The organism is Sphingomonas sp. P3_C5 (assembly GCF_056402635.1).
Genome location: NZ_JBFUHA010000005.1, coordinates 404,681 through 423,218 on the forward strand (window position 1 = coordinate 404,681; position 18,538 = coordinate 423,218).

13 protein-coding genes are annotated in these 18,538 nt (G+C 63.2%); 11 read left to right on the forward strand and 2 right to left on the reverse strand.

The genetic code is table 11. The features are described 5' to 3' along the window. Positions 1-5: 5 nt before the first annotated feature. Positions 6-1,946: an OPT family oligopeptide transporter gene (locus AC1DVS_RS15320; RefSeq protein WP_478024377.1), complete on the reverse strand. Its 1,941-nt coding sequence runs from the start codon at positions 1,944-1,946 to the stop codon at positions 6-8. Positions 1,947-2,071: 125 nt separating this feature from the next. Between AC1DVS_RS15320 and AC1DVS_RS15325 the strand changes: the two genes are divergently transcribed. Further along, positions 2,072-2,959, forward strand: coding sequence for an MBL fold metallo-hydrolase (locus AC1DVS_RS15325; protein WP_478024379.1), 888 nt, complete (start codon positions 2,072-2,074; stop codon positions 2,957-2,959). Positions 2,960-3,008: 49 nt separating this feature from the next. Here the strand turns inward: AC1DVS_RS15325 and AC1DVS_RS15330 are convergent, their stop codons facing one another. After that, on the reverse strand, positions 3,009-5,720 hold the full coding sequence (locus AC1DVS_RS15330) for a M1 family metallopeptidase (protein WP_478024381.1): 2,712 nt from the start codon (positions 5,718-5,720) through the stop codon (positions 3,009-3,011). Positions 5,721-6,029: 309 nt separating this feature from the next. Here AC1DVS_RS15330 and AC1DVS_RS15335 point away from each other — a divergent pair, with 309 nt between their 5' ends. The 10 genes from AC1DVS_RS15335 (at position 6,030) to AC1DVS_RS15380 (ending at position 18,498) form a co-directional block, all read left to right on the forward strand. Continuing rightward, positions 6,030-7,991, forward strand: a complete 1,962-nt coding sequence (locus AC1DVS_RS15335) for a TonB-dependent receptor plug domain-containing protein (RefSeq protein ID WP_478024383.1) — start codon at positions 6,030-6,032, stop codon at positions 7,989-7,991. Positions 7,992-8,416: 425 nt separating this feature from the next. Further along, positions 8,417-11,632 carry a TonB-dependent receptor plug domain-containing protein gene (locus AC1DVS_RS15340; RefSeq protein WP_478024385.1) on the forward strand — a complete coding sequence of 1,072 codons (3,216 nt, stop codon included), beginning with the start codon at positions 8,417-8,419 and terminating at the stop codon, positions 11,630-11,632. Positions 11,633-11,919: 287 nt separating this feature from the next. Continuing rightward, on the forward strand, positions 11,920-12,960 hold the full coding sequence (locus tag AC1DVS_RS15345; protein ID WP_478024386.1) for a LacI family DNA-binding transcriptional regulator: 1,041 nt from the start codon (positions 11,920-11,922) through the stop codon (positions 12,958-12,960). Between the two features lie 106 nt (positions 12,961-13,066). After that, entirely contained in the window at positions 13,067-15,694 is a 2,628-nt protein-coding gene (locus tag AC1DVS_RS15350) for a glycoside hydrolase family 2 protein (protein WP_478024388.1), read from the forward strand. 130 nt (positions 15,695-15,824) lie between these two features. Beyond that, positions 15,825-16,226 carry a helix-turn-helix domain-containing protein gene (locus AC1DVS_RS15355; RefSeq protein ID WP_478024390.1) on the forward strand — a complete coding sequence of 134 codons (402 nt, stop codon included), beginning with the start codon at positions 15,825-15,827 and terminating at the stop codon, positions 16,224-16,226. Next, the gene (locus AC1DVS_RS15360; protein ID WP_478024391.1) at positions 16,223-16,591 is read left to right on the forward strand and encodes a VOC family protein; all 369 of its coding nucleotides are present in this window, start codon (positions 16,223-16,225) and stop codon (positions 16,589-16,591) included. The genes AC1DVS_RS15355 and AC1DVS_RS15360 overlap by 4 nt, the downstream gene beginning before the upstream one ends. Beyond that, complete coding sequence (locus AC1DVS_RS15365; RefSeq protein ID WP_478024393.1) at positions 16,588-16,770, forward strand: hypothetical protein; 183 nt, start codon at positions 16,588-16,590, stop codon at positions 16,768-16,770. Before AC1DVS_RS15360 ends, AC1DVS_RS15365 begins: the two co-directional genes overlap by 4 nt. Positions 16,771-16,874: 104 nt before the next feature. After that, positions 16,875-17,216, forward strand: coding sequence for a VOC family protein (locus AC1DVS_RS15370; RefSeq protein ID WP_478024394.1), 342 nt, complete (start codon positions 16,875-16,877; stop codon positions 17,214-17,216). Between the two features lie 146 nt (positions 17,217-17,362). Further along, entirely contained in the window at positions 17,363-17,929 is a 567-nt protein-coding gene (locus AC1DVS_RS15375; RefSeq protein WP_478024396.1) for a DUF1993 domain-containing protein, read from the forward strand. A gap of 158 nt (positions 17,930-18,087) precedes the next feature. Next, a complete protein-coding gene (locus AC1DVS_RS15380; RefSeq protein ID WP_478024398.1) occupies positions 18,088-18,498 on the forward strand; it encodes a RidA family protein in 411 nt (136 codons plus the stop codon). The last annotated feature ends 40 nt before the right edge of the window (positions 18,499-18,538 follow it).

Consider the following 18,538-nt stretch of genomic DNA (forward strand, 5'->3'; position numbering starts at 1 on the left):
TTTAATCACCGCGCCATCGCTTTGGTTCGGTTGTAAAGCAGCCAGATCAGCCCGGCGAAGATGATCGGCGCGGCGAGCAGACCCAGGGTCTCGAAGCTCTTGCCAACCACCGCCAGCGGCGCATCGCTGCCGCTCGCCCCGACAATCCCCGCAAAGAGGACGCCGAACAGGCTCTCGCCGACGATCAGACCGGTTGCCGCGAGGGTACCCATGCGCTCGGCGAATTCGGGGTTAGGCGTGCGCTTGGCCCATCTGTCGTAAAAATGGCCGATCAGCGCACCGACCGGAATCAGCAGGGTCAACGCCATCGGCAGATAAATGCCCATGCCGACACCGAGCGGCGGCAGCCGCATCTTGCCCGCGCGGCCGAGCATTTCGTCGATGAAGATCACCACGACGCCGATCCCTGCTCCGGTGCCGATCAGCCGCCAGTCGAGATCGCCGCCGAGCACGCCCTTGGCCAGAGACGAAATCAGCGCGGCTTGCGGGGCGGCCAAGGCGGTTTCCTTGGCGTTGGGAGCACCCTGGAAGGTGAAGGCGGTATTGAGCAGGTCGAGCACCGGCGGGATCACCAGCGAGCCGAAGATCACCCCGAGCACGAGCGCGAACTGTTGCTTCCACGGCGTCGCGCCGACGAGCTGGCCGGTTTTCAGATCCTGTAGATTGTCGTTCGAAATCGTCGCCACCGAGAAGACGATCGCGGTGGTGAACAGCGCATAGGCGATCAGCGCGTTGGTGCGTGCGAGATCAGTGCTGTGGCCAAAGATCGCGACGAGTAGCAAGGAGGCGCCGAGCACGGCCAGGATGCCGACGCCCGACACCGGGCTGTTCGACGCGCCGATCAGCCCCGCCATATAACCGCACACCGCCGCGATCACGATGCCGATGACGAGGATGTAGAGGATCGTGCCGGCAATCACCGCGAAGGGATGATCATGGATCGGCCCGCCCGCGGAGAAGTTCCACAGTAGATAGGCCATCGGCGGCAGGGTCGCGAGGATCGACGCTCCGACGATGCCGATCGGCAGATCGCGTTCCGTCAATTCGAGGATCGATCCGCCCGCCCGCGCGCGCGATGCGGCCATCGCGGATCTGATGCCGCCGATGATCGGGCCGAGGATCTTGAGCAGAGTCCAGATCGCGGCGACACCGATCGTTCCGGCCCCGATGAAGCGTACCTGGCTGCGGAAGACGGTCTTGACGACAGTATCGAGCTCGCCGGTAAAGCCGTGGGTCAGATAGGGCATCAGCCCGCCCCAGGCGATGATCATACCAAAGAACATCGCCGCGCCGACCGAAAGGCCGACGAGATGGCCGACGCCGATCAATGCCATCGAGAAGCTGGTCGATACGCCGGTCGCGCCGGTGGCGACCCGGAAATTCTGTACGGCTTCGGCGGCCACCAGCTTCATCGCGGCGAGCACGGCGAAACCGGCGGAGACGAGCGAACCAAGGATGATCACCCGCAGCCCTTTGGCATTCTCCTCGTCGCCATCAGCGGCCGCACCGACTTTGAGCACTTCGGCCGCCGCCACGCCTTCCGGATAAGGCAGGTCCGATCCCGTCACGAGAGCCCGGCGGAGCGGCACCGAGAACATTACGCCGAGTACGCCGCCCACCGCGCAGACCGCTGCGGTCGTCCAATAGGGGAAGCCGGTCCACCAGCCGACCAGGATCAGCCCGGGTAGCACGAAGATGATCGCCGCTAGCGTGCCCGCAGCGCTCGCGATGGTCTGGACGATATTGTTCTCGAGGATGTTGGCATCCTTGAAGAAGCGCAGGATCGCCATTGAGATCACCGCTGCCGGGATCGAGGTCGCGAAGGTCAGCCCGACCTTCAGGCCGAGATAGACATTGGCTGCCGTGAACAGGACGGTGATCAGCCCGCCAAGGATGATGCAGCGGAATGTAAGCTCGGCAAGCGGGCGGGCGGGGGCGGTGGCCATCAGGGGTCTGCTCCGGAATTAGTATCTGTTGCTACCGTTGCACGGCGGAGCGATTTGCGGAACAGCATTTTATCGGCCGTTGCTCGCTGATGAAGGCGAGGGCCGTCCTGCGAGGAGGGGACGCCATGTCGAACACGCGCTTTCGGATTGGACTGCAGGCGCTCGTCGCGGGCTTGGCGTTGGCGAATCTTTCCGCCGCACGGGCCGCCGAAGTCAGGCGCCTGGCACCGGCAACCGATGTGCTGATCGGCAAGAGCGGCAATGTCCTGATCGTTTCCAGCCCCGACGGCGCGCTGATCGTTGACGATGAGCGGCCCGCTGATGTCGAGGAGATATTGGCGGCGGTGAAGTCCATCACGCCGGGCCCGGTCCGCTACGCGGTGAACACCCACTGGCATATGGATCATAGCGGAGGGAACGAGGCGCTGGCCAAAACCGGCACCGTCATCGTCGCGCAGCGCAATGTACGGGTACGGCGTAGCACCGACCAGTTCATGCCTGCCTATAACCGCCACATCCCGGCAGCCCCGCCCGAGGCGCTGCCGGCGGTCGTGTTTGACGATAGGCTTGAACTCCATATCGGCACCGAGACGATTGACCTGCGCCACGTAGCCAATGCCCATACTGATGGCGACACGATCGTGCGGCTCGAGCGCGCGAACGTGATTCATATGGGCGACATCTTCTTCAATGGCATCTGGCCGTTCATTGACCGCGCCAGCGACGGCGATAGCCGCGGCCTGATTCGCGCAGTCGATATGGCGCTGGCGATGGCTGATGCGCAGACGGTGATCGTGCCCGGCCATGGCCCGATCGCAACCCGTGCCGATCTGCAGCATTACCGCGCCATGCTGGTCGACGTGTCTGGCCGGGTGAAGACGCAGATAGCCACTGGAAAGAGCCTTGCCGAGGTGGTCGGGAGCAAGCCCGCCGCCGCGTATCGTGACGGCATGCAGGGAGATGAGGACCGATTCGTCGGCGCGATCTACGACAGCCTCAAGCAAGGACGCTGAATCCTCCCGCGGCGAACGACCGCGGGAGGGATTTCAGTCCGGCTCGCGTTTACGGAACCGCGATCGCTGCCGCTATCTCGGCGCTCTTCGCGGCTTTCAGGACGCCGCAATGGCGGATCGTCTCGATCGTGCGGTCGAAAGTGAGCACGCCGGCGCCAGCTGCGCGGACCTTGGGGCCAAGCAGGCTGTTGATCCGGTCGGCGCGATCGGCGCCGCATTGATAGGCGAGTGCCTGGGGCAGGCGGCTGGTGATGAAGATGCCATTGCTCCCGGCGAGCAGCGTATCGTAATTGTTGAGGATCCACTCGCCGGTGAAATCGGCGGTACCCTCAGAAGTGGCGAGGCCGAAGATCAGGCCGATCTTGTCGAAGGGGCGCAGCCGCGGGTCGTTCAGGCCGAGCAGATATTGGGCGACATCGGTCCGTCCGCTTCCGGCCGCCGCGCCCAGCGCTGACTGACGCAGGGTCGGATCTTCGCTCGCCAGCCCGATCTCGACCAGCTTCTTGGCTGCGGGCAGGCCACCCTTCGATACGACGACGCCGAGCCCGGCACCAAGATAGGCCTGGTCGATAGCCTGCTTGTCGCCCGCGAGATATTTCTGCGCCGCCGCCTCCAGCGTCGCACTGACCGCTGCGTCATGACCCTCTTCGACGACAAAGCCGACCAGGTTCTGGCGCAGCTTCTGCTTGTCGGGCGCATCGCCGAGATGCGCGCCGGCGGCGGGATCGAAGCCGATTGCGGCCAGGCGCGGCGCATAGGTCGCGTCCATCAACTTGCGATACGCAGCGTCTGACTCAGGACCGATCAGGCCGCGCAGTTTGAGTCCGGCCAGACGCGATCCGCCATCGACGCTCGCATCTGAATCGGGGTTGGCGGCGAGGTTCTTTGCTGCGGTGACGAGCCAGCTCGCAGGTGCCTTGCCCGCCCGGAAGGCCGCCCAGAGACTGTCATCGGCAGCGAGCGCTTCGCCCGGCGACAGGGTGGCGAAGGTCCCGATCAGCTTCTGCCAATCGGTCGCCTCGAGGTTGAAGCGGTAATAGCCGGTGCCACCAACATTGGGCATGACCACACCGGCTCCACCCGCCGCGAGTGTCGTGACGGGCTTGTCGAGCAAGGTGCAGCTCTTTGCCGCATCGATGCGCAGGCAGAGCGGAATCGTCCATTGCTCCGCTTTTGGCGAGCTGCCGAGAAACGCATAACGCGACTGGGTCGCGACCAGCTTTCCGCCCTGCCGGGTGATATCGACCACTGGAACGCCCTGCTGATCGACGAAGCTCTTCATCGCAGCGAGGACGCGCGGGTCCTGCGCGCCATCGGCAAGCGACTGGAAGAATTGCTCGGATGTCGCATTGCCATAAGCATGGCGCTTCAGGTGCAGCCGCACGCCCGCCTTGAACTTCTCGTCGCCGAGATAGGCGGCGATCATCGAGATGACATGGCCGCCCTTGCCATAAGTGATGTTGTCGAAGGCGCTGTCGATCTGGCTGTTCTCGGTGATCGGCTGGTGGATTGGCCGGCCGACCTCGAGCGCATCGGTGTTCATCGCGCGGAAGCCCTCGTCGAGTGCACCGACGCCGATATTGAGTTCGGGCCGCCATTCATTGCCGATCCGATAGCCCATCCAGTTCGCGAAGCTCTCGTTGAGCCAGATATCGTCCCACCAGGCGGGGGAGACGAGATCGCCGAACCATTGGTGCGAAAGCTCGTGCGCCACGACCATCCCGAAGGTCTGGCGCTGGCCGGTCGGCGCGCCCTTGTCGAGCAGGATGATGCCGTCGCCATAGGTGTCGGCGCCGGCATTCTCCATCGCGCCCGGCATGACCGGCGAGGCGATCTGGTCGAGCTTGGGGAAGGGGAAGGGCTCGCCGAAATATTTCTCGAGCAGGCTGACGATGCGCGGACTCTCCGCCATCACATAATCGAGCTTGCCGGCCTGGGCCTGAGTCGCGAACACGCCGAGCGGCAGCGGTGTGCTGCGCTCGGGCGTCGGCGGCACTGCGCCGGTCTGGTTCAGGAACGGTCCGGTGATGAGCGCGACGAGATAGGTCGGCAGCGGCTTGGTCGGGGCGAAGCTGTGCATTTCGAAGCTCGGCATTTTGACGCCCGCCGCTTCCATTCGTTTGGTCTGCTCCGGCGTGAGCAGAACAGGGACAGGTTTCACCTCCGCCTCGGGCGCGTTGCTGACCACGGCGCTGCCCGAATAGGTCAGGACCGAGATGGTGAAGGGTGTCTTGAAGCCCGGCTCGTCGAACGAGGGATAAGCGGCACGCGCGTCGATCGATTCGAACTGCGTCCAGCTATACCATTTCTCGCCAACCTTGACGTGATAAAGGCCGGAGGCGTCGTCGCCGAAGGTGCCTTCATAATCGAACACCAGCGTCGCGTCGCCGGCGGCAACTGGTTCAGCGAAATCAAGTCGGACGACGCCGGTCTGATCGACTTGGGTCCATGTCGCCGCGACCATTTTCTCGCCGATGCGCGCCGCTGCGCGGCTCACCGTCAGATTGCGACCGTGGAGATAGAGGCTCTTCGTCGTGGCTTTCACGCGAATGTCGATCTCGTCATGCCCCGAAAAAAATGGCTGGTCGGGCCGAATGTTGAAGTTGAGCCGATAGGCGAGCGGCGTTGCCGCGTCCGAAAGCTTGCCCTTCGGTGCGGCTGGATCAGGCACAATGGTCGCAGGTGCGGGTGGCGGCGTGGCCTGGGCGAAAGCAGTGGTCGACAGGAGCGACAGGCAGGTCGCGGCAAAGGCAGCGCGCATCGGATTCCCCCTAAAGGTGTATTACGTGGCTAACACTATGATTCCGGTCAGGCAAGCGACCGGGCTTCGCTCACCCTCAGCGAAGAGATGGTCCAAGTTTGCCGGACGACGTTGCAACAATTCTCCCAAGCTGTATTATTCTACTGACACACTCGGGTAGAGGATCCTCTTTTGAACCAGATAGTGGCGCTCATGACGCCCATCCGCTTCCGGCGCACCGCTGGATCGATAGCTCTTGCCATTGCGACCTTGGCACCTGCCGTTTCCCAAGCCCAGGAGAAGTCGGCTCCTGCGCCCGCTACTGCAGGCGTGAAGGTCTACACTCCCGCCGATTTCACCCGTTTCGCACCACAAACCGCCTATGACATGCTGGCGCAGGTGCCGGGCTTCACCATCCGCGCCGCAGACACGGCGCGCGGCCTCGGACAGGCTTCCGAAAATGTGCTGATCAACGGCCAGCGCATCACCGACAAGGCCGGCGGTGCGGCCGCGCAACTCCAGAAGATCGCCGCCGGAGATGTGGAGCGCATCGAGATCAAGGAAGCTGCGTCCCTTGGTATCGCCGGTCTCACCGGAGAAGTCGCCGACGTCATCGTAAGGGCGAACCGCAAGGGATCCGGCAATTTCACCTGGAGCCCGGCCGTGCGCGCCCATTATGCCAGACCGCGCTGGCTGGATGGCTCGATCAGCTATAGCACCACGACCGGAGACCTTGGCTATACGCTCTCCCTTGAGAACAAGGCGGGCCGCGGCGCGATGGGTGGCAATGACTACCGCATCCTGTCCTCGACCGGCGCGCTGACCGAGCGTCGTGATCAGGTGAACTGGAACAGTTCGGACGACGCGAAATTGTCCGTCATTCTGAAATATGGGGACAAGGGCCCGGTCCAGGCCAACCTCACCCTGGATTATGATCCCAATTGGAGCCGTGGAAACAATTTCCAGCGCCGCACCCGCACCGACGGCAATGATAGCGATTGGAATAATCACAATCACACGTTCGGCTTTCAATATGATGTGAGCGGAGACGTCTCGGTGCCGCTGGGCGGTGGCCGCCTCAAGTTCATCGGCCTGCGCCATTTCGAGCACGACCCCCTGCTGATCGATCAGCGCACCGACTATGACAGCGGCGCCCCCAGCGATGGCCTGCTCTATGGCCAGGATCAGAGGATCGGCGAGACAGTGGGGCGGTTCGAATATCATTGGAAGGGCGGCCCGAACGATTGGACGGTCTCGCTTGAACGCGCCTATAATCGGCTGGCCCAAGTCAGCACGCTGGCCGAGCTCAAGCCTGATGGCAGCTATGCCGATATTCCCTATCCGCAGGGCAGCGGTACCGTCGAGGAAACGCGCTACGAAGGCATTGCTTCGCTGAGCCGGTCGCTGTCTCCAAGGCTCGATCTGCAGCTTGCCGGTGGCGCCGAATATTCGCAGCTGGGCGAAGTCGGCATCGGCACCAGACCGCGGCGTTTCTTCCGGCCAAAAGGCAGCGCATCGCTCGCCTGGCGGCCCGCGGCCGGCTGGGACGCAAGCCTCAAGGTCGAGCGCAAGGTCGGCCAGATCAGCTTCTCCGACTTCCTCGCCAACCAGGACGTGACCAATAATCGCGCCAATGACGCCAACCCCAACCTCGTCCCGCCGCAAAGCTGGGAGGCGACAGGCGAACTGGGCCGGAATTTCGGGCGCTGGGGCAAGACTCGGCTGAAGCTGTATCAATATTGGGTCGAGGATATCGTCGATCACATCCCCGTCGGCGTAGATGGCGATGCGGTGGGCAACCTGCCCCGCGCGACACGTTTGGGTGTCGAGAGCATCAGCACGATCCAGTTCGATCCCATCGGCTGGCGCGGCGCGAAGCTTGATGCGGACATCGGGATGGAGCGCAGCCGCGTGCGCGATCCCCTGACCGGGCAGTCGCGCGTGATAAGCAACACCCATGATGCCTGGGCTTCGCTGACGCTGCGCCACGACGTCCCGGGCTCCCGCTTCGCCTGGGGCGCGGGACTATCGTACGACCATTACGGCCTTGCCTATTATCTCGACGAGGTGAACCAGAACTGGGAAGGGCCCTATGCAAGCGTCTTTGTCGAGCGGAAGAATATCCACGGCGTGAAGGTGAACTTCCAGGTCTTCAACATCAATGACGGCCGCGTGCGCTTTTATCGCACCGTCTATTCAGGGCGCCGGAACGGTGCGCCCGTCTCATTCTACGAGCGGCAGCATCAGATGGTGGGACCGATCTTCACGCTGACCGTGAGCGGCAGTTTCTAGCAAAGGATCCATGACATTGGGCAGGCCGAGAGCTGCTATCGGGACGCAAATAGGCCGATAACGTTAACATGACTATAGGCCCTAATCGGCGCGTGTTAGCGCTGACCCACAAGCGGCCTACCGCCCTCGCGGAGCTTCGCTCAGGCGCCGCAACCAAGTAGGCGTACGCATGCTGCCAAGCGCGTGACGTACGGTTTCCCTTCAGTACAGCGCCTTGAACAGCCATGGTCGGCGCATTGGGCCGATTTCCCTCCTCATTATGGGATCCGCCCGGCTCGCCCAAAAATCGGCGATTGACAGCTTTCGAATCCATGTTAACGTTAACGTAGATCGAGTGTGGTGGAGCAGGCAAACTGCCCCCGCGCGAGAATCAAAGCGGGCAAAAAAAGTCGCAAAAACATGCGACTACGGAGGGGGTAAAGAAAATGGCGGGGATTACGTACACAGGACGACTCGGTTCGGACCAGTTTGCGCTGGAGAACGAACTTCCGCGCGGTGAGCGCGCAATCGGCATCCGAGCGGCACATCTGCTGTGCAAGGCGAGCGTCATCGCATTGGGCTGCTCGATCTTGGCCCAGCCGGCACTGGCTCAGTCCAGCATCACCGCGCAGCAAGCTGGACAAGGATTTGTGTTGGCGGACGATGCGGCGACGCCTGGTGCGCTTCCGGCGGCCCCGTTACCAGGTCAGGCGGAGGGCCAGAGCAACCAGACCGAATCCCAGGCTGACGACATCACGGTCACGGGTTCGCGTATCATCACCAACAACCTGAACTCTCCGACACCGATCACGACCGTCAACGTGACTGAACTGGCGAAAACGACTCCGAGCGATCTCGCTGACGGGCTGAACAAGCTTCCGCAGATCATCGGCGGGCGCACCCCGCGCAACCAGGGCAATGCCAGCACCAACAATGGCGGCAACACGCTTGCGCTGCGGAACTTCGGCGCCTCGCGCACCCTGGTGCTGCTGAACGGCCACCGCGTCCCGGCCTCGAACCAGGATGGCACCGTCAACATCGATACGCTGCCGCAGATGCTGGTCAGCCGGGTCGATATCGTCACCGGCGGCGCCTCGGCGGTCTATGGTTCGGATGCCGTGGCCGGCGTGGTCAATTTCATTCTCGACAAGAAGTTCAAGGGCCTCTCGGTCAAGGCCGATGCCGGCATCTCCAAATATGGGGACGGCGAGGAATGGCAGTTCGGCGCCGCTTGGGGCACCGATTTGTTTGATGGGCGGGGCCATTTCGAGGTCTCCGGGCGCTACCGTAAACAGGCCCTGATCCCGATTAGCGCACGGCCTTATGGTGAGAACGGGCAGGCATGGCTCCTCGCCGGAAACGGTTCGGCAGGAAATCCCTTCGTCAACGTGCCCTATTCGCGCGTCTTCAACAGCGGGCAGTTCGGCAACGTCCAGTGCGGCACTGCCTGCGCCTATAATAACTACACATTCAACACGGCCGGCGTGCTGAGCCCGATGGTTCATGGCATCCCGACCGGGACTACCAATCTGGAATCGGGCGGTGACGGCTCTTATGTGAAGAACGGCACGTTCCGGTCCGAGATCGAGATGAAGGACGTGTTCGCTCGTCTCAGCTATGATCTGAGCGACGATGTGAATGCCTATATCCAGGGGAGCTGGGCCGAGTCGGGCAACAAGTCGAACTGGATCACCTGGGTGGTCAGCCCGTCTGCCAGCCGACCCAATACGCTCTTCGCCAACAACCCATTCCTGGCGGCGACGACGCAACAGCAGCTCGGCGCAAGCATCGTGTGCGGTACACCGGCTGCAGCTGGCTGGCGATGCCTACCCGCTGTGCCCGCCACCTCGCCACAGACCGGGACGACACCGCCACCACCGCCGACCACGCCCTATTTCTCGGCGCCTTCCTATATCTGGAACAAGGTCGCCGGCGAGGACTCGCGGGATACGAACCGCCTGTATCGGACCGAGGCGCTCCAGCGGAACATCAATATGGAGCTGGGGTTCACCGGCTCGCTCGGCGGCTTCAAGTGGGACGTCTTCTACAGCCACGGCGAGAGCCGGCTGAAGGTCACCAACCCGAACAACACGGACAACGCCAAATATCTTGCATCGCTGGACGCTGTCATCGCGCCGCCCGGCACGACGGTGAATGGCGTCAATGTCGCCGGCACGATCGTGTGCTGGGTCACGACCCAGCCACAGTTCGCCGGCCTCTATCCGGGTTGCGTCCCGACCAACATCACTGATCCCAACGGCCCGTCGCTCGGCGCCTATAATTATCTCAAAGTGTCGACCTCATGGGTCCTCACGCAGAAGATGGATAATATCGGCGGCTCGATCGGCGGCGACATCGGCTTCGGCCTGCCCGCCGGCAATATCAGGGCCAATATCTCCGGCGATGTGCGCTGGAACACCTACAAGATGGAGAGCGCTTTCCGGCCGACCGATTTTGTCGATTGCACGGGGCTTCGCATGTGTCTCGCCAATGGCGGCGCGCCGGTGCGCTGGGTACAGAACACCAATGCGCCTGTGGACGCGAGCAACAACGTCTGGGAAATCGCGGGTGAAGTGAATATTCCGCTGATCAAGGACTTCCCGATTGCCCAGGAGGTCTCGGCAACCCTGGCTGGCCGCTACAGCAAATATTCGACCTTCAGCGCCGCCAAGACCTGGAAGGCCGGCCTTGACTGGCACGTCACTGATTGGCTCGCGTTCCGCGGCACGGCTTCGCTGGATATCAGGGCTCCGAACCTCAACGATCTCTATCAGCCCGCCGGCGTCTCATCGACCGGTTTCGTTGATATTCTCACCGGCGGTAACAACAGTCTCCGGTTGGTCTCGAGAGGCAATCCCAACCTGACGCCAGAAAAGGCGCGGACGCTGACATGGGGGTGGGTGTTCAAGCCCTCGTTTATTCCAGGTTTCGGGCTGTCGCTCGACTATTACCGGACGACGATCACGGACGCGATTACCGGGATCAGCTATCAGAGCACGGCTATCCAGAATATCTGCATTGCCAGCGCCCCCGCATATAATTCGCCCTTCTGCTCGCTCGCGGTTCGGCCGATCACCAATCCGACCGATCCCAACTACAAGGATCCGATCCTCAATTTCCCGTCCGAAATCCGCAACTCGCCGCTGAATGCCGCGCGCCAGACAACGAAAGGGCTGGAAGTCCAGTTCGATTACCAGTTCGACACGCAGAACGTCGTCTCCTGGCTGCCGGGGCGCATGAGCATCCGACATCTGCTGGGCTATCAGCCGGTCAACACCACGATCAACATCCCGGGTGCCGCACCGACCTGGGCGGTTGCACCCAAGGTTCGGCAGACCACCTTCGTCTCCTATGAGAACAAAGCGTGGAGCCTGTCGTTGCAGAACCAGTGGCTGAGCGGCGTTGATTTAGCCTCTGGCCCCGGTCAGACCTTCGCGATACCGCGCCTTCCCGCCTATGACGTGCTGGACGGAACCATCAGCGCGCGCATCCACTGGCTGGGTGGAGAAGGCCAGGTCTTCCTGACCGTGAACAATATCTTCAACACCCGCGCGCCGCTGTCCCCGGGGAATTCGGGTATCCCTAATCTCTTCTATCCGACCCAGCCCTTCCACGATGATATGGGCCGCTTCTTCACGACCGGTTTCAAGGCGAAGTTTTGAGATGGTATAGCTGAGACACAAGAAATGCCGAGCGGGCCGGAAGGGCCAATCAACCAGCCCTTCCACCCTCGGCACCTCGGGATCCGGACCGCGACGCGGGCGGATCTTTCGATCACAAAATCCAGAGTCCTCCCTTTAATCCCGGCCTTGTGCCGGGATCTTTTTGAGTCCCGTCACTCGGCTGGAGCAGGTCTGCCAAATCGAGAGAGTCGATGGAGTGGGGAGAGCGGCTTGCGTCGGCTGCGAAAAGAACTAGCAGTTCCGCGGGCTAGACGGGGAGAGCATTGTTGAACCAGCCGGGCCGGCGGGCACGCCGCGCTACTATCAAGGATGTGGCCGCACAGGTCGGTGTGTCCGCGATGACTGTGTCGCGGGCCATCAACGGCCGTGACGGTATCAAGGCCGAAACCAGGGCTGCCGTCATGGCGGCGATCGAGGCGCTTGCCTACAAGCCCAACGCCGCGGCACGCAGTCTGGTCACCTCGGCCGAACTCCGCATCGGCGTCATCTATTCCAACCGTAGCGCCGCCTTCATGAGCGAATTCCTGATGGGCGTGTTCGAGGAAGCCGATGCGCGCGGCGCGCGCCTCGTCATCCTGCGCACCCCCAAGGGCAAGATTCCCTCGGCAAAAAACCTGAAGGACTTCATCTCTTCCGGATTGTCGGGCGTCCTGCTGACCCCGCCACTTGGCGACTCCACCGCCCTGTTGCGGCTGTTCGAAGAGGCGCATCTGCCGACGGCGACGGTCGGTGCCTATGCCGCTGCGGGCTCGATTTCGGTACGCATCAACGATCGCCAGGCTTCCTATGAGATGTCCCGTCACCTGCTCCGCCTCGGCCACCGGCGGATCGGCTTCATCGTCGGTAACCCGGATCAGGCAGCCTCGGCCGAGCGCATGGCCGGCTTTTACGAAGCCGTTCGCGAGATCGACGATGTCGAAACCTATATCGCCCAAGGCGATTTCAGTTTCGATTCAGGGCTGGCTGCGGCCGAACAATTGCTTGATCGCAGCCCGCCCCCGACAGCGATCTTCGCAAGCAACGACGATATGGCCGCCGCGGTCGTCTCCGTCGCGCACCGGCGCCACCTGGACGTTCCGCAAGACCTGACCGTGGTCGGCTTCGACGACACCATGGCCGCCGTCACGCTTTGGCCGCCGCTGACCACCGTTCACCAGCCGGTTCGCAAGCTCGGCGCCGAAGCATTGCGGCTCCTGGCTGCACAGGTTTCGAAGCCGGCCCAACACCCGCAACCTTCAGGCGATCGTCTGCTGGAGCACAAGATCGTTCACCGTCAATCGGAGGCGCCGCCGAACGGCGGCGCATAGCCGCCTGAGACCCGGCGAGCATTCCGATTCCTCTGGCGTCTAGTGGCCATAGCAGTTTAAAAACTGGTTTTCACTGGCGCAATCAAGACGCCGAGGGGAGGCTGGTATGAAGGCACTCGGCATTACACGCGCGATTTCCGCCTTAATCGTCTGCGCTGCGGCCCTCGCCTGTGCGCCTACCGCTCAGGCGCAGCCGGCCCAGCGCCGCATGGTCGCGGAGCCTGGCCGCACGCGCGTCAACTTCAATGCTGACTGGCACTTCAGGCTCGGCAAGGCTGACGGCGCCGAGGCGCCCGCGTTCGACGATGCAGGCTGGGAGCATGTCGGCCTGCCGCACAGCTTCAGCATGCCCTATTTCCGCGCGCCGGCTTTCTACACCGGCGATGGCTGGTACCGGAAAAGCTTCACCCTGCCGGCGCTCCCGCGCAATCGCCGCCTCTCGCTCGAGTTCGAGGGCGCGTTCCAGGATGCGCGCGTCTATGTGAATGGAGTCGAGGTCGGCCATCACCGCGGCGGCTATACCGGCTTTCCGGTCGACATCACCGCGGCCGTACGGCCGGGCCGGAATCTGGTGGCGGTGGGCGTCAACAATGACTGGAGCGCAACACTGGCGCCGCGCGCCGGCGAGCATGTGTTCAGCGGCGGTCTCTACCGCGACGTCTGGCTGGTCACCTCGGATGCGGTACACGTGCCATGGACCGGAACCCGCGTGACCACGCCGGCGCTGTCGGCGGAGTCGGGCAAAGTCGCTGTCGATACCGAGATACGCAATGACGGCAGCACCCCAGCCACTGTCCTGGTGCAAACCCGCATCATCGACGCCGGCGGAAAACCGGTCGCCACCTTGCCTGCACGGCAGGTGGACGTCGCCTCCGGCGCAACCGCCATGGCCAGCCAGATATCAGCGTCGATACCGCACCCCAAGCTGTGGAGCCCAGAGACTCCAATACTCTACCGCGCCGTCACCACCCTCAGCGTCGATGGCCGCGAGCGCGACCGGTTCGAAACCGAGTTCGGCTTTCGCTGGTTCGAATGGACGGCGGATCGCGGCTTCTTCCTCAACGGCAAGCACCGCTATTTCCGCGGCGCCAACGTCCACCAGGATCAGGCGGGGTGGGGCGATGCCGTCACCAATGGCGCGATCGAGCGCGACATCGGCATGATCAAGCAGGCCGGATTCGATTTCATCCGCGGGTCGCATTATCCGCATGATCCGCATTTCGCCGAGACGACTGACAAGCTCGGCATGTTGTTCCTGTCCGAGGCGCCGTTTTGGGGCACGGCTTCATTCAAACACCCATGGGGCGCGCCGGCCTATCCGACCGAAATTGCCGACCGCGCAGGCTTCGATGCCAGCGCCAAGCAGCAGCTGGCTGAAATGATCCGCATCAACCGCAATCATCCGTCGATCGTGGTTTGGGGCATGGATAACGAGGTGTTCTTCACCAAGAAGGAGACGCTGCCCGAGGTGCGTCGATTGCTGAAGGAGATGGTCGCGCTCTCGCACGAACTCGATCCCAGCCGGCCGGCCGCGATCGACGGCGCCCAACGCGGCGATATCGACAAACTAGGCGACGTCGTCGGCTATAATGGCGATGGCGCAAGCCTGTTCCCCAATCCCGGCATCCCCAATTTCGTCGCTGAATATGGGATCACCATGGCCGATCGGCCAGGCGAGTATGCGCCCGGTTGGGACGACCTGCCGAACACCGTCGGCGCCGACAAGACCAGGGAAGGGTCCTGGCGCCTGCCCTGGCGATCCGGCGAGGTGATCTGGGCCGGTTTCGATCATGGCTCGATCGCCGGAAAGCGCTTCGGCGGCATGGGCATGATCGACTATTTCCGCCTGCCGAAGCGCCAATATCACTGGTACCGCAATGCCTATGCACATGTGCCGCCACCGGTGTGGCCGGTCGCCGGAACGCCCGCTGCGCTCCGCATCACCACCAGCGCGCCGACCATCGCGCGAGCGGACGGCACCGACGATGTGCAGGTGATCGTCAGCGTTATCGACGCCCGGGGCCGCCGCCTCAGCAACAGCCCGCCGGTGCGGCTCGCGATCGAAGCGGGCCCCGGCGAACTCCCGACTGGCCGCGTGATCGACTTCGCCCCTGACAGCGACATCGTCATCCGCGACGGTGAAGCGGCGATCGCCATGCGCAGTTGGCAAGCGGGCGTGACCCGGTTGCGTGCCACCTCACCTGGCCTGAAGGACGCGGTCGCCACGGTCCGCACGCTGCAAGGCCCCGCGTTCATACCCGGTAAGACGCCAGTCGCCCCCGCCCGCCCTTATGTCGCCTTCACCCCGGCAGTCCGGGAGCGTCCAGGAGACGCGAATTTCGGCCTGAACAACCCGACCTTCGCCAGCTCCAATGCGCCCGACCACAGCTCCCGGCTGGTCAATGACGGCAATGCGGCCACCTTCTGGGCGCCGGCTGCGGACGACAAAGCGATGAGCGTGACGATCGATATCGAACGCGTGCTCGAGATCCACCGTCTGACGCTCACCTTTCCCCAGGCCGGTGCCTATGGCTTCCTCGCCGAAGTGCAGGATCGCCAGGGCAATTGGCGCAAACTGGTCGAGCAGATCGAGGGCCAGGACGCCGGCCAGACCCGCTCCGTCGAAACCGAAGCGCTTGAGGGCCGCAAGGTCCGCATCACACTGCGCGTGCCGTCAGGCGTGGTCGCCGGGCTTGCTGAAGTGCAGGTCACGGGCGCCCTGCGGACGGAATAGCTGATTTCGGTCCGGATGCGCCGCCCGAAAAGATGCTAAACCGGGCCGAGGAGGGCGGGGCAGCTGCTTGCCCCGGAAAATAGGCTCGGGGGATTGGCGAATGATGGGACATGTCAATAAACCATCGTCCATGGGAATGCCCGCCTATCTCGAACGCGAATATTGCCGCCGCCGGGGCCGCAACCCGCGCTATTCGCTACGGGCATTCGCGCGCGACCTGAACTGCGATCACTCGACATTGTCGCAGTGGATGCGGCGCACCCGCTCGATGACGGAGGAGGCCGCGCAGCAACTCTGCGACGCGCTCCAACTGACGGGAACAGACCGTAGCCTCGCGCGCGAGATCGACGAAAACGACATGGCCGTCCTGCTTGCGATCCGATCGGGCGCTGCGCCCAATGCGAACGCGCTCGCGAGCGCAACGGCGCTTACCGGCGATCAGGTGAACCTGTCGCTTTTCAAACTCCTGCGTCTCGCCGTCCTGAGGATGGATGGGCCGACATGGCACCTGACGGAAAGGGAGGTCCAATGACGAACGCGGTAATGCACTGGCAGATGCTGACGGTCGATCCGGAAAAGGCGGCCGAATTCTATAGCACGCTGTTCGGGTGGGAGGTCTCGGACGCGAACGGAATGGGCTACCGTTCAGTCGCGAGCGCATGCGGCACGGGCATCGACGGCGGTATCTGGCCGGCACCACCAAGCGCGCCCGAGAGCGTCCAGATATATGTCGAGGTCCCCGACATCGAGGCCGCCCTGGCGCGCGTCGAGGCGCTTGGGGGTTCCGTCCTGATGCCAAAGCAGGTCCTGCCCGATGGAGACTCGATGGCGCTTGCCACTGATCCGATGGGCAGGTCCTTCGGCCTGATGAGTGCTCGAAACGGAGGCAGGCCTTGATTGCTGATGGAGACTATTGCGACGTGGTGGGCGGTACGCACCAAGGCAAATCCGGGTTCGTCGAAGATCGCAAGGCGAGCAAGACCGGCCATCTGACGATTACCGTCCGGCAGGATAGTGGCGTTCGATTCAAGACTTTGGCCAGGAATGTCGTCAAGCGTGCGGATGGCCCCTCTTGATGAGGCTGCACGTTACGTAGTCGGTGCCTGGGGAACGCGAACGAGCAGTTTTGAACGCGCATCCGCGCTGGCGGAAACGCTCCAATGACGGAGGAGGAGCCCCCATGCTCGAGCTGAGTTATGTCATCCGCTTTGTCGCCGACATGGACGCGGCGGTGTCATACCACCGGGACGTGCTCGGCATGGCCGCGGGAATGGTCAGCCCTTTCTGGAGCGAGTTCGGATCCGGGGACGTCCGCCTGGCCCTGCATCCGGAAACGCCACAATGGCCCGCGGGATCGGTCCAGCTTGGGTTTCGTTGCGAGAATCTGCCCGACGTCTATGCGCGGCGCGATCAGCTCGGCATGCATTTCGTCGCACCGCCATTGATGCAGCACGGCACCCTGATCGCAACCTTCGCTGACGGCGCGGGCAACGAGTGCCGCCTGGCCGAGAAGCGCCACTAGATCGTCCAGACCCGCTTAATTGAAACCAAGCCGCTTGAGGGCCGCAAGGTGCGCGCTACATTGCGCGTGTCAACGCGTCTCGGAGCTGCTGTTCACCCCCAGCGCTGCGGACGGAGTAAATCCCCGGAGATAGAAGAGAGACCGTCATGCTGCTACAAAACATGCTCGTGCCGACTTATGTGCAGATGCTGGGAGCGCTGTCGGCCTGGCTCGGCAAGGCCGAAGAGGCGAGGCCCGGCGACGGCGCCCGGGCGCTCCTCACCGCGCGCCTCGCGCCCGACATGTTCCCGCTCTCGACTCAGATCCGCTTCGCTTGCGTGCAGGCACAGGAGGGCGTGTTCCGGCTCCGGCAAGAGGCTTTGCCGCCATCGATCGAGATATTGCTGAACGAAGGCCGTAACGCGGCTGAGCACCCCGGTTCCATCGCCGAAGCCCGCGCGAGGATCGCCGAAACCATCGGCATAGTGGAAGCTGCCGCGGCCGACGCGCCCGAGATCGACCCCGCAACGCCGATCGCGCACGCGCTGCCCCAGGGCATGATATTCGACCTGACCGCCGAACAATATGTCCGCGACTGGACGCTCCCGCAATTCTACTTCCACCTGATGGCCGCCTACACCATCCTGCGCGCGCAGGGCATCGAACTCGGCAAGATCGATTATGTCGCGCACATGTTCGCCTATCTGCGTCCCGGTACGCTGCCGTCGCAGTAGCTATCTATGTCAGCTCTTTAAACTATTGCAGCTTCAGAGCTGGCATCGAACGAAAAACACTCGCCGAACGCACCAGCCGGTTCGTTGAAACGGCTGGTTCGATAGGTCACCTGTCAGTGAATCCGCCGCGGTCTCAGCGCGGGGGCAAGGAGGATGTGATGCCGATTGAACGACTGAATCCGCCGGAGATGCACAGCAATCCGGCCTACGCCCAAGGCATCTCCGTGCCTGCCGTTGCACGCTATATCCATATCGGCGGCCAGAACGGCATCGACGCCACAGGCCGGATCGTGGGTGGAGGCGATCTCGCTGCACAGGCGGCTCAGGCGCTGGCCAATCTCGCCACTGTCCTTGCCGCCGGCAGGGCCACGCCCGCCGATCTGATCAGCCTGACAGTCTATCTGGTCGGCGACGCCGATCTTCGCGCCGCATTCGGCGCCTGGACAGCCTTCTGGAACGGCCGCGGCGCGCCTCCCGTCGTGAAACTGCTGCGCGTGGTTGGCCTCGCAAATCCCGAGTTCCTGATCGAGATCGAAGGCATCGCCGCGATCGTCGAGAGCGCGGCGTAGGCACGCCGCTACTCTCGACTCAAGCGCTGTCGTGTCTCGT

Excerpts from the sequence above, each read along its gene's own strand:
- AC1DVS_RS15320 (WP_478024377.1), bottom strand. The coding sequence starts at position 1,946 with ATGGCCACCGCCCCCGCCCGCCCGCTTGCCGAGCTTACATTCCGCTGC.
- AC1DVS_RS15325 (WP_478024379.1), top strand. The coding sequence starts at position 2,072 with ATGTCGAACACGCGCTTTCGGATTGGACTGCAGGCGCTCGTCGCGGGC.
- AC1DVS_RS15330 (WP_478024381.1), bottom strand. The coding sequence starts at position 5,720 with ATGCGCGCTGCCTTTGCCGCGACCTGCCTGTCGCTCCTGTCGACCACT.
- AC1DVS_RS15340 (WP_478024385.1), top strand. The coding sequence starts at position 8,417 with ATGGCGGGGATTACGTACACAGGACGACTCGGTTCGGACCAGTTTGCG.
- AC1DVS_RS15350 (WP_478024388.1), top strand. The coding sequence starts at position 13,067 with ATGAAGGCACTCGGCATTACACGCGCGATTTCCGCCTTAATCGTCTGC.
- AC1DVS_RS15355 (WP_478024390.1), top strand. The coding sequence starts at position 15,825 with ATGGGAATGCCCGCCTATCTCGAACGCGAATATTGCCGCCGCCGGGGC.
- AC1DVS_RS15360 (WP_478024391.1), top strand. The coding sequence starts at position 16,223 with ATGACGAACGCGGTAATGCACTGGCAGATGCTGACGGTCGATCCGGAA.
- AC1DVS_RS15370 (WP_478024394.1), top strand. The coding sequence starts at position 16,875 with ATGCTCGAGCTGAGTTATGTCATCCGCTTTGTCGCCGACATGGACGCG.
- AC1DVS_RS15375 (WP_478024396.1), top strand. The coding sequence starts at position 17,363 with ATGCTGCTACAAAACATGCTCGTGCCGACTTATGTGCAGATGCTGGGA.
- AC1DVS_RS15380 (WP_478024398.1), top strand. The coding sequence starts at position 18,088 with ATGCCGATTGAACGACTGAATCCGCCGGAGATGCACAGCAATCCGGCC.